Below are 12,530 nucleotides of genomic sequence, written 5' to 3'. Positions count from 1 at the left end.
CCCTATTCTATGATAGAAAGATGAGATAACTATGACGAATGACACTCAACATTCAATCCCATTTACATATAAATTAATTGCTGGAATCCTTGTATTTGCTGGTATGTTTGTTGTTGCTTGTGTTTTTGGAGCAGCAGATATTACGGTAAAAGATGTTTGGCTAGCACTTACGTCTAATGCTTCAGGCGAAAAAATATCGATCATCCGTGAAATTCGCTTACCACGTGAAGTGGCGGGGATTTTTGTCGGAGCCGCACTAGCCGTTTCCGGTGCAATTATGCAAGGTATGACGAGAAATCCACTTGCCGATCCAGGCTTACTTGGACTAACTGCCGGTGCAAATGCGGCACTAGCCATTACGATTGCCTTGATCCCTTCAGTAAATTACTTTGGTACTATGATTGCTTGTTTTATTGGAGCAGCTGCCGGAGCCATTATGGTTTTCGGCATTGGCGCAATAAAAAAAGGCGGTTTTTCTCCTCTTCGAATTGTATTAGCTGGCGCTGCTGTTTCCGCCTTTCTGCACGCTGTCGCAGAAGGTATTGGTATTTACTTTAAAGTTTCAAAAGACGTATCTATGTGGACTGCAGGAGGAATGATCGGCACTTCATGGGGACAACTTCGATTAGTTATCCCCTTTATTTTGATAGGTATACTTGTGTCTCTTTTCCTCTCAAGGCAGCTTACCATTCTTAGTTTAAATGAAGAAGTAGCAGTTGGATTAGGTCAAAAGACGGCACAAATAAAAACAATTCTTTTTATTGTTATTATTCTACTTGCTGGTGCCTCTGTTGCACTTGTCGGGAATATGGCCTTTATCGGTTTAATGGTTCCTCATATCGTCCGTGCAATTGTTGGAACTGATTACCGTTTTATCATACCAATGTCAGCTATTTTAGGAGCTACGTTTATGCTTTTTGCCGACACACTCGGTCGTACAATTAATGCTCCATATGAAACACCTGTGGTCGCCATTGTTGCGATGGTAGGCTTACCTTTCTTTCTGTTAATCGTACGGAAAGGAGGCAAAGCATTCTCATGATTGAGCCAACTTTAATAAGAAAACAGCGAATGATTTTATGTATTCTACTAGTACTTATTGCCATTACAGTCGGTATTGGGACGTGTTTAGGCTACTCCTCTTTATCCTATAACAGACTCATTCCAACCCTTCTCGGCCAAGGTACGTTTAAAGAGGAATTTGTTTTATTTTCTATTCGATTACCACGAATCATTATTACACTGTTAGCGGGCATGGCACTTGCATTATCCGGTGCTATTTTACAAGGCATCACACGAAATGATTTAGCTGATCCCGGTATTATCGGTATTAACTCTGGGGCAGGTTTAGCCATTGCCGTTTTCTTTTTGTTTTTCCCTATAAAAACAGGTTCATTTATTTATTTGCTTCCACTTGTCGCTTTTGTCGGTGCTTTAATCACTGCAAGTCTAATATATGTTTTTTCATATAATAGAAATGAAGGCCTTCAACCGGTAAAATTAGTGCTCGTTGGAGTCGGGTTTTCAATGACGCTTTCCGGGGCAATGATTGTCCTTATTTCATCCGCTGAACGTGAAAAAGTAGATTTTATCGCAAAATGGTTAGCCGGGAATATTTGGGGTGCGGATTGGCCCTTTATATGGGCGATCCTTCCTTGGCTGGCCGTCCTTATCCCCTTTACGCTATACAAAGCCAATCGGTTAAATCTTCTTGGACTTAGCGAACCCGTTGCGATTGGCGTTGGCGTTTCGATTGAAAAGGAACGGATTGTCTTGCTGTTAACAGCGGTTGCACTCGCAGCTTCCGCCGTTTCCGTTACCGGTGGAATTGCCTTTGTCGGACTTATGGCTCCCCATATTGCAAAAGGGTTAGTAGGGCCTAGAAGCCAATTATTTATCCCTATCGCGATTCTAATTGGTGGATGGCTCCTATTACTTGCAGATACAATTGGACGTAACTTAGTTGACCCCGATGGTATTCCAGCAGGCATCATAGTCGCATTAATCGGTGCACCATATTTTGTGTATTTATTATTAAAAAAATAAAAAAAAGCCCGTTCAATGTGTGTGATTTCAAACTGTTAATAAAATCCCTTGAGATGATATTTATTCTCAAGGGATTTTGTTGCCCATTTAATTTTCACCGCTCGATAGCCTCCACATCATACAACTCAAGATCTGTATCAACATTCCATCAATCTCACAGTATAGGACAGTATTCCTAAGATATAAGCAGGAATTGATAGATAGAGCAGATTTTTAGCGGCCTAAAACCCCAATAACCACGATAATGGCATTTGATTACATCTTATTTATATTGATATACTAATAAAGGGAGTTTGTGAATTTACACACAAAGAGGAGCTGATAAGTATGGGATCTGTCCAAGTAACAGATCACAAAGTGACAGAAGAAGTGAAAGAAGAGATAAAGGAAGAGATGAAGGATGATTATTCATTAGATAGGGTGCCACGAGAACAAAGAAATATGGGTTGGCTGAGTATAACCAATATTACTTTTGGCATAGCAACAGCCATTTTCTACTTTCAAATGGGAAGTGTTATGGCGCTTCAATTCGGAGCCATTAATGCCATCATATCCTCCATTTACGCGATCATCGTTGCCGGTATACTAGGAACATTCATTGCGTATCTTTCGGCAAAATCCGGTATGAACGTCAACTTATTATCTAGAGGCGGTGGATTCGGTTATATAGGTGCATCGTTAACCTCGTTCATTTATGCAACAAACTTCATTATGTATTGTGCATTTGAAGGCTTAATTTTAGTTTCTGCTGTTCATACCTTCTTCCCCGTCATACCAGAATGGGCGCTAATTGTTTTCTTCGGAACCATTGTTATCCCTTTGAATTGGTTTGGTATAAAACAACTGGATAAGCTGCAAAAGTGGTCTTTACCCATTTTCGGTATTTTTCTAGTAGCTGCCATTATTGTATCGATCTATACCCCTTCATTATACGAAGGGCATTTTTGGACCTATCTGCCGGATGGCGTTCAAGTCGGAGGAAAGGCCTTGCTGCTTTGCATCGGCATACATCACGGGATTATGGGCCTGACAGCCCTTCTAGCTTCGGACTATGCCCGCTTCCTTAAACCGAAAGATATTAAGGTCGGATCAGTGGCGATTGGATTTATTCCACAGATTTTCTGTTTTGGTATCATGGGCGGCCTCGGTATATGGTTTGGTGTTCGTCTAGGCGAGCCAAATCCAGGTGTTTACATCGTCCTGCTCCTTGGGATCGGCGGCGTATTATTCACCATGTTAACTCAGCTGAGAATTAACGTGACAAATATATATAGCGGCTCCTTATCACTGGCCAGCTTCTTTGAAAATGTCTTTAATTTTACACCGAGCAGACGGTTTTGGGTGGTCGTAACAGGAATATCTGCGATCGCTTTAATGCTGGGCGGCATCGTGGATCATTTGGATACAGTCATGACATTCCAGGGAGTCTTTCTCTTAGCCTGGGCAGCGGTATTAGTCAGTGACGCCATGATTGTGAAAAAATTATTCAAGATCGGACCTGGTTATTATGAAGCCCGACAGGAGTATTTGTATAAATGGAATCCTGTTGGAGTCGTATCTTTATTGATCGCAAGCGGGTTAGGAACCATTGCTGCATTAGGGTATATGGGAACATTTCTACAAAGTACGGCCGCCTTCTTTGCAGCGATTCTAGCAGCTGTACTCACAGTACTTTTGGCGTTTTTTACAAAAGGGAAATATTACACCCAAAACGAGCCCAATGATATCCCTAAGGAAGATTATATCGCCTAATAATTTTTATTTCAGTAAGTTTATTATTACAGTCTCCTGATTTGTTGATTATTTTTCCCCCGCGCAGCAATCGCCGGCCAACTGATTGCTTGCCATTCATTATACCCACCACCTTCCGGATCGTCTTTTTCTTAGACAACTCCATTCGTTATGTTATTAAAACAAAAAGAGTTTTGAATAAAAATAATAAAAAAGAGTAGTCGTCTAAACTAATTAAGTCCGACTACTCTTTTTTTCTATTATCTCAACAAATTTTGTTGAAGCTGGTGATAGATGCACAGTTTTTAAAAAACATACTCCTATATTTCTCTTTGGTATTTCATCTATATCTAACAAGAAAGCAACGAAGATTAATTATAAAATGAATTATCGGTTAGTCACTTCATCATCTGTCCTGTGCATCTACTGGAACACGCTTGCCCATTCCTTTCTAGTTAAAGAATATCTACATGAATAATTATTTATAAAAACTTGAATGCGTGAGACTTTAAGAAGAGTCTTACATTATTTAACGGTTCTTCATTAAGTATTAGAATGTGGGCATATTTACTCTTTCTTCTTCTATTTACTTTTTTTACATTATGAAATAATCGTAGTATCAGAAATCTTATTGGGGGATTACTAGGTACCTCGGTCCAAACAAAAAGAGTATGGCTAATCGAAATATTGATACAATACAAATAAGGAAATTTCGGTTGATGAGCGTTATTTGAAAAAGGGGTATTTACATGTTGGTATTGTTGATTACGATGCTAGAACGACTTGGAATCATTGTAACTATCGCATTTATTTTAACGAGGTTTACATTCTTTAGGAGCATGTTTTATCAGGAGCAGCTTAATCGTCAGCAGCATTTTACGGCAATTGTCTTCTTTGGATTTTTCGGCATAATTGGTACGTATTCTGGGTTGAGTCTTAATACAGAAAGCCTGCAATTTAATCGTTTGCCTTCCAATCTTTCCACGGATGAGGCGATTGCTAACTCACGGGTAATTGGCATCGTGTTAGGCGGCCTGCTTGGCGGTTATAAGGTCGGGATTGGTGCAGGACTAATCGCTGGTTTTCATCGTCTTACATTAGGGGGATTTACAGCCATTTCTTGTGGCTTAGCTTCAATCATAGCAGGCCTGCTTTCCGGACTGTTCTATAGAAAGAACCGGCATGTAAAATTGGGGTCTGCTTTCATGATTGGAGCATTAGCTGAAACAATTCAAATGTCAGTCATATTATTAATCTCCCGCCCAATGGAACAAGCCTGGACATTAGTTGAAATCATCGGAGTACCAATGATTTTAGCTAATGGAATGGGCTGTACACTTTTCCTCTTGATTATTAAAAGTGTAATAAACGAAGAGGAAAAGGCCGGTGCCGTGCAGGCTCAGAAAACACTGCGCATTGCCGACCAGACCCTTGCTCACCTGCGAAATGGACTCAATGCCTATTCCGCTACAGCAGTCTGTCATATTATCCATAATGAACTAGAAACAAGTGCTGTTGCGATCACGAACTTGACAGAAATTCTCGCTCATGTTGGTCTTGGCTATGACCATCATCGCCCTGAAGTTCCTATCCAGACTCAAATTACTCTCGATGCCATCAGGCGGGGAGAGATTGTCGTTGCCAATCAACGCTCGATTCATTGCCGGGTAGAAGGCTGTCCTCTCGGTGCAGCGGTGATCGCTCCATTAAAACAGCGTGGCAAAACGATTGGCACTTTAAAATTTTATTTCCGCTCTGAAAGGGAAATTACCAACGTGGTGATGGAGCTGATTACCGGGCTAAGTTCGATGATGAGCAATCAGCTTGAGATTTCTCAGGCTGATAAAGCTTATCAGCTCGCCAAGGAATCAGAGATAATGGCGCTTCAAGCCCAAATTAGCCCTCATTTTCTATTTAATACACTCAATACAATCGTTTCGCTTATTCGCATTGATCCTTCAAAAGCACGAAAGCTACTTGTCTCTTTGTCACATTTTTTGCGGCAAAACCTGACCGTGACGACGCAAAGTAAGATTATACTTGAGCAGGAACTAAGGCATGTGAAAGCGTATTTGTCGATCGAAGAGGCACGATTTGTCAATAAATTAGAAGTTTTATACGATATTGATGAGGAAGCTCTTTTACAAAGCGTTCCGCCCCTTACCCTGCAGCCTCTCGTTGAAAATTCGATTAAACATGGCTTCAAAGATAAGGAAAATAATTGTATATTGAATATCACCATTCAAAGGAAAAATAAATCCACTTTTATAAAAGTCACGGACAATGGACAAGGAATGAGTAAGGAGCGGGCTGAAAAAATTTGTACAGAACACATCGATTCTAACAAAGGAAGCGGACTCGCTCTTTATAATGTGAACCGCAGACTGACAATAATGTTTGGAGATGATGCAGCGCTAAAAGTAAAAAGCGAACTGGATTCAGGCACAGAAATTTCCTTTTCAATCCCTTATGAAGCGGAGGTGAAATCAATTGGAACCACCTATTAAAACCTTAATTGTCGATGATGAATTATACAGTCGTGATGAGCTAAAACATTTATTGAAATCTTTTCCGTCTATCCAAGTTATTGGCGAAGCGGAATCTGGAGAATCCGCCATCGTGAAAGCTCTTCAACTGCAGCCTGACGCTGTTTTTTTAGATGTTGAGATGCCGCGAATGAATGGAATGGAAGCAGCCAAAACTCTAATGGAACTTAAAAAAGCACCGTTCATTGTCTTTGCGACAGCCTATCCTCAATTTGCTGCCGAAGCGTTCCGTTACGATGCGGTTGATTATTTGCTAAAACCGTATGACGAAGATCAATTGCAGGAAACAGTCGAGCGGATTCAGAAAAAGTTCAAAATCCACCATGAAAAGGGGCCGGGAAAACCGGCAGGGAAACTTGCTGTTGAAGCGAATGGAGAGATTTTTTATCTTGAACCAAAGGATATCCTTTATATGTTCAGGGACGATAAGCTAACAAAGATTATTGCAAACACAGGGGAATTTGAAACAAAAACACCTCTTAAAGATTTGGAGAGCAGACTTAACGTTTTCAATTTTTTTCGGATTCATAAAAGCTATTTGATTAATCTCGAATACATTACTCGTCTGACTCCCTGGTTCAATGGGGCTTACCATTTGCAAATTGAAGGTAGAGACGAAATGTTGTCGGTTAGCCGGAATTATGTAAAAGCACTAAGAATGCGATTGGAGATTTAAGCTTCTCAATCGCATCTTAATTGTTAATTAAAACATGATAATATTCATTTTTGACCTGTTAGTCTCAAAATCTCCTTCTAAGACACTTTGTCTATTATACTTATATGTAAACGCATTCATTTTTTACGAAAAGGGGAGCATTTATGTATACATTTCTAGGAGGTATTGTTCTTTTAATCTTAGGATATTTCACGTATGGAAAATTTATTGAAAAAATGTTCGGCGTAAAGGAAGATCGTGCTACTCCTGCTTATGTCAACAGCGATGGTGTTGACTATGTACCGATGAGCACATCTAAAAATTCCTTAATTCAGCTACTGAATATCGCTGGGACAGGACCTATCTTTGGTCCCATTATGGGCGCTCTTTACGGACCGGCCGCCTTTATCTGGATTGTTGTTGGCTGTATTTTTGCAGGGGCTGTTCATGATTATTTAACCGGGATGATTTCGATTCGTAACCGTGGGGCTCATTTGCCTGAACTTGCAAGCAAGTTTTTAGGAAAAGTGATGAAGCACGTTGTGAATGCCTTTACTATCCTTCTTCTTTTATTAGTAGGTACCGTATTTGTTAGTACACCGGCTAGTCTGCTTCATGTCTTAATGGATGGCAAAGTAGCGCTAGGTATTATTATTTCAATTATTTTCCTTTATTATATTTTAGCTACACTATTACCAGTTGATAAAATCATCGGACTTTTATATCCTTATTTCGGAGCATTGTTAGTCGTTAGTGCTCTTGGTGTCGGGATTGGATTAGTCGTTACCGGAGCACCCATTCCTGAACTTTCTTTATCTAATTTCCATCCTGATCATGCACCAATTTTCCCATTGATCTTTTTCACGATTACATGTGGGGCTCTTTCAGGATTCCATGCTACGCAAACACCTATGATTTCTCGTACAACACAAAATGAAAAACAAGGACGAAAAATTTTCTACGGAATGATGATTGCTGAAGGGATCATTGCAATGATTTGGGCTGCTGCATCAATGAGCTTATTTAACGGTTATAACGGATTAAATGATGTTCTTTCAGCTGGCGGGCCAGGAGCAGTGGTTAGCCAAGTTTCTACCATGATGCTTGGAGCGATTGGTGGTACACTTGCGGTGCTTGGTGTCGTTGTCTTACCTATTACTTCTGGCGATACTGCTTTCCGAAGCGCACGTATGATTATTGCGGAATACCTTAACATCGCCCAAAAGAAATTTTCAAGCCGCTTATGGATCGCTGTACCGTTATTCGTGATTTCAATCGTACTTACTCAGATCGACTTTAACATTTTGTGGAGATACTTTAGCTGGGCCAATCAAGCAACAGCAGTTATCGCCTTATTCGTCGGCGCTATGTATTTATACATTGCTAAGAAAAATTACTGGATTCCACTTATCCCAGGGGCCTTCATGTTAGTTATGGTTATTACCTATATTTTAAATGCGCAAATCGGATTCCGCTTATCAATGGGTATTTCATGGTATGGCGGCATCACTGGAGCTGCAGTTCTTCTTGTGCTATTTTTCCGAGCTGCTAAAAAAGCTCGTGCAAATAATCTACCACTTGATGAAGATATCTCAGGCTGGAATAGGGTTGCCTAATGGGATGCTGCAGTCCGGAATATCGTAAGGATGTGAACGAAAAGGAAGAGAAGATCAATCAAAAGAGCAAAGAGACTCCTCCCTTTTTGGTAAAATTCGTTAGTACTTTAATGACTGTTGAAGGGCTCATCTTCTATTTGCTCAAATAGATAAAAAGTGCACCGAGTGGGTGCACTTTTTGTTCTATACTATCTTAAGAATGGAGGATAGTGGTTCTTCTCACAATATCTAAAAAAGGAAGTTATGCTAAAAAGTACTTCTCTTCGTTTTTTATCCAAATGACTCTTTAAGTTTCTTCATAAAATCAACCTTTCTTTTATTTTTTACGGCGTATGAAGATTGCACCAACAATTACGGCAATGATCGCAATGATGATACCATCAATTAGCAAGCCGTTACTTGTTTCTTCTATTTCTTTTGTATTAGATACTAGCGCCGCTTCCTCCTGTTGCACAGTCTCTTCTGCTTGTTCTACTACCGTTTCTGTTTGATCAGAATCCTTTGTGATTAATAATTGAATCGCCTCACTTGCGCTGGTTTGCGTGCTGCCACTTATCATCTCTCTTCCATACCGTGGTCGTGCTTGGCGCCATCGTCATGCTCTTCAGCTGCTGTGGTGTCCTCAAAGTATGTGCAGGGGTTAGCTTTCTTGATTGTCCGACTGTTCTGGTATTGGTTAAATCATATGAAATTAACAATAATACGAGCTATTTTCCCAAGAGAATAAAGAAGAACTACTGTTTGTTTTTGTTTTGTAAATGGTTTAATGAGGAATATGTTGAATTTTCTTCACCTATAATGCGGTTTTCCACAGTCTCTCTAACTGCGAATTCTTTAAAAAAAGAACCTTTAATCTATTAATAGATTAAAGGTTCTTTTTTTAATTTCTATACTATCCCATTTTTTATTTAATTATTTTATCTCTGTTTTTTCATTCATTGCCTTTTCAATCTCTTCTTCATAGAAACAATTGTCCACTGATGAAAAATGTTGCTTAAACTTTTCATTAAATACCTTTGTTTCTAACTCTAAAGAATTAACTATAGACTAGCTCTTTTTGGCTTAGACCAAGCGTCTCTGCTGTTGAAGTATGAATTTCGTTCAGAAGCTCTGGATTTTCCATTAGTGACACGCCATAAGAAGAAATCATTTCTTTGATTTTTGGTTCCCATTCATTCATATGTTGCGGGAAGCATTTTTTAATTATCTCAAGCATAACGTGAACAGCAGTAGAAGCACCTGGAGAAGCACCTAGTAATGCTGCAATCGAGCCATCAGCTGCAGTAATAACTTCGGTACCAAATTGAAGCGTCCCTTTGCCGCCTTCAGCCGTATCTTTGATAACTTGTACACGTTGGCCTGCTACTACTAAATCCCAATCCTCGCTCTTAGCGTTCGGGATAAACTCTCGTAACTCTTCCATGCGCTGTTCTTTCGATAACATAACTTGCTGGATCAGGTATTTTGTCAATGACATCTCTTTTGCGCCTGCCGCCAACATAGTTAAGACATTATTCGGTTTTACGGAAGTTACTAAATCGAACATTGAACCTGTTTTTAAGAACTTTGGTGAGAAGCCGGCAAACGGTCCAAATAGTAACGATTTTTCATTGTCGATATATCGTGTGTCAAGATGCGGAACAGACATTGGAGGAGCTCCAACCTTAGCTTTGCCATATACTTTTCCATGATGCTGCGCTACAACTTCCGGATTATTACATACCATAAATATTCCACTTACTGGGAATCCACCAATATGTTTCCCTTCAGGTATACCAGATTTTTGTAGTAAATGCAGGCTTCCGCCCCCGCCTCCAATAAAGACGAATTTAGCAGTATGGTGTTCTACTCTATTTTTATCGATATTACGTACTTTTAATTCCCACGAGCCATCACTAGTACGTTTAATATTATCAACACTATGTTTGTATTTGATATCGACGTTTTTCTTCTTTAAGTGGTCAAACAACATGCAGGTTAAAGCACCAAAGTTAACGTCTGTACCAGAGTCGATTTTTGTTGCCGCAATAGGGTCATTCAATGGACGGTTTTGCATAATAAGCGGAATCCATTCCATCAGTTTTTCCGGGTTATCGGAAAATTCCATGCCTTTAAACAGGGGATTGTTTGAAAGCGCCTCAAAACGCTTCTTTAAAAACGCTATATTTTTTTCTCCTTGTACCATACTTATATGAGGTAATGGCATAATAAAGTCTTGTGGATTATGAATTAGCTTACTGTTTACAAGATAAGACCAAAACTGCATTGAAACTTGGAACTGTTCATTAATTTTAATAGCTTTGCTAATATCTAGAGATCCGTCTGGTTTTTCAACAGTATAGTTAAGCTCACACAGTGCAGCATGCCCTGTTCCCGCATTATTCCATTCGTTAGAGCTTTCCTCTCCCGCGTTTTCGAGCTTCTCAAATACTTTAATTTCCCATTCCGGTACTAACTCTTTCAGGAGTGTACCTAAAGTCGCACTCATGATTCCAGTGCCAATTAAGATGACGTCTGTTTTAGCTTTTCCATTGCTCATTTTTACCATCCCTATACCCTAAAATTTGCAGAAAGGATGCAGGCGCTCCTACTTAGGCGTCACATCAAGCCAAGGCCACACCTTTTCTGGTTCAATTATAATCATACCATAGTGTATTACAATTATTTATAGATTAAAATATTTTACTATTATCTAAACTAATTATAAGTTATTTAAAATCTGATAAAAAGCGGGAAATATACCCAAATGGCCCAAGGATCCAAAAAAATCAAAGCCTTAACCCGGCTTCTTGCTAGGATTAAGGCTTTAGTTTGCGATTACCAGTGAACCGCCACCATCTACTTTTCGCCGTTACTCGTGGTACGGTTCTCCGTAATAGTTCTAAATGAGGCAATAAAATAGTAGTTAGAAAATTATATGAGAGCTAAAGCGCACGTGCTTGTTTAGCGACGTATGGACTGAAGCCATTCGATAATAAATTTTAATTCTTTCCATATTACCATTGCCATGAATAGATATTACAAAATGTGTTTATGATGTTTTCATACTACTTCTTTTCTATTTAAAACGAAGGGCAGAGATATGAAAAATAAAAGCATTATCATGGATTACAGTTTATTAGTAGCTATTTTAAATATATTTGATGGCTTTGTTACTAATTATGGTTTAATGAACAATATTATTGAAGAAATGAATCCTATCATGGAGTTTTTGTGGGCGATTAGCCCAGTCTTATTTCTATGTATAAAAATTTTTCTCTCCATTTCGATTTTATATATTTCATATATGGTCTATCAAAAAAGCAAAGCCTCGTTTCAAAAACTTTTTCTTTTTTATTTAGCAGGAGTGCTTGTTATATATGCAGGGATATTTTATATGCACACTTTCTGGTTGTCGTTACTGTAAAATTTGTTAACTTTTTTATGTGACAAAACTAAAACCTTTACTTATGATACGGTTCACCTTAATGTATCTAAATGAGGTTTTCCTTCTAAAGTATCATAACAATTTAATATAAGCGGCAGCTGATAATTGTTTAACACATATCAAAATGGAAAATAAAGAAAGTCATGCGGTTGCATGACTTTCTTTATTTTCTTTTTATTCATCTTCTCTGGCAGGTTTTTTTGAATAAGGTATGTCTGGTTCCTCACCAAATTCAGTTCCATAATTAAGTTTACCATGGTCACGCCTATTATTAACTTCTCCTTTAGTATCCGTCTCTTCCCATTGCTTAAACAATAAGGTTAAACAGACTAATCCGCTTAGCCCAACTAGACTATAAATAACTCTTGATAAAAAAGCGTCTTGTCCACCAAATAATGCGGCTACCAAATCAAAATTAAAGAAACCGATTAATCCCCAATTAATAGCCCCAATTATTATTAATGTTAAGGCAATTCTTTGTAGGGTTCTCATGAAACATACCTCCTTTA

The 12,530-nt window shown here is 38.9% G+C and carries 10 protein-coding genes; 7 read left to right on the top strand and 3 right to left on the bottom strand.

Annotated features, from left to right (window positions below; all coding sequences use genetic code 11):
• Positions 1–31: 31 nt before the first annotated feature.
• The 6 genes from ACZYRN_RS15780 to ACZYRN_RS15755 all read left to right on the top strand — a co-directional run bounded on the left by ACZYRN_RS15780 (position 32) and on the right by ACZYRN_RS15755 (position 8,594).
• A complete protein-coding gene (locus ACZYRN_RS15780; RefSeq protein WP_488912587.1) occupies positions 32–1,042 on the top strand; it encodes a FecCD family ABC transporter permease in 1,011 nt (336 codons plus the stop codon).
• Entirely contained in the window at positions 1,039–2,046 is a 1,008-nt protein-coding gene (locus tag ACZYRN_RS15775) for a FecCD family ABC transporter permease (protein WP_488912586.1), read from the top strand. Before ACZYRN_RS15780 ends, ACZYRN_RS15775 begins: the two co-directional genes overlap by 4 nt.
• 327 nt (positions 2,047–2,373) lie before the next feature.
• Positions 2,374–3,798: a purine-cytosine permease family protein gene (locus ACZYRN_RS15770; protein ID WP_488912585.1), complete on the top strand. Its 1,425-nt coding sequence runs from the start codon at positions 2,374–2,376 to the stop codon at positions 3,796–3,798.
• Between the two features lie 728 nt (positions 3,799–4,526).
• Positions 4,527–6,284, top strand: a complete 1,758-nt coding sequence (locus ACZYRN_RS15765; RefSeq protein WP_488912584.1) for a LytS/YhcK type 5TM receptor domain-containing protein — start codon at positions 4,527–4,529, stop codon at positions 6,282–6,284.
• The gene (locus ACZYRN_RS15760) at positions 6,268–6,999 is read left to right on the top strand and encodes a LytR/AlgR family response regulator transcription factor (protein WP_488912582.1); all 732 of its coding nucleotides are present in this window, start codon (positions 6,268–6,270) and stop codon (positions 6,997–6,999) included. Before ACZYRN_RS15765 ends, ACZYRN_RS15760 begins: the two co-directional genes overlap by 17 nt.
• 143 nt (positions 7,000–7,142) lie before the next feature.
• Entirely contained in the window at positions 7,143–8,594 is a 1,452-nt protein-coding gene (locus ACZYRN_RS15755) for a carbon starvation CstA family protein (protein ID WP_488912581.1), read from the top strand.
• A gap of 316 nt (positions 8,595–8,910) precedes the next feature.
• On the opposite strand, the gene ACZYRN_RS15750 is transcribed toward ACZYRN_RS15755, so the two are convergent.
• Positions 8,911–9,153, bottom strand: coding sequence for a hypothetical protein (locus ACZYRN_RS15750; protein WP_488912580.1), 243 nt, complete (start codon positions 9,151–9,153; stop codon positions 8,911–8,913).
• A gap of 477 nt (positions 9,154–9,630) precedes the next feature.
• Entirely contained in the window at positions 9,631–11,133 is a 1,503-nt protein-coding gene (locus tag ACZYRN_RS15745) for a malate:quinone oxidoreductase (RefSeq protein ID WP_488912579.1), read from the bottom strand.
• Positions 11,134–11,676: 543 nt separating this feature from the next.
• Here ACZYRN_RS15745 and ACZYRN_RS15740 point away from each other — a divergent pair.
• Positions 11,677–12,000 (top strand): DUF5658 family protein, encoded by a 324-nt coding sequence (locus ACZYRN_RS15740; RefSeq protein ID WP_488912578.1) that lies wholly within the window; start codon positions 11,677–11,679, stop codon positions 11,998–12,000.
• Positions 12,001–12,195: 195 nt separating this feature from the next.
• On the opposite strand, the gene ACZYRN_RS15735 is transcribed toward ACZYRN_RS15740, so the two are convergent.
• Positions 12,196–12,513, bottom strand: a complete 318-nt coding sequence (locus ACZYRN_RS15735; RefSeq protein ID WP_488912577.1) for a DUF378 domain-containing protein — start codon at positions 12,511–12,513, stop codon at positions 12,196–12,198.
• Between the last annotated feature and the right edge of the window lie 17 nt (positions 12,514–12,530).

Source organism: Domibacillus sp. F004 (assembly GCF_057814295.1).
Note: the sequence above shows the minus strand (reverse complement) of the source record. Positions and strands in the feature narration are given on the sequence as shown.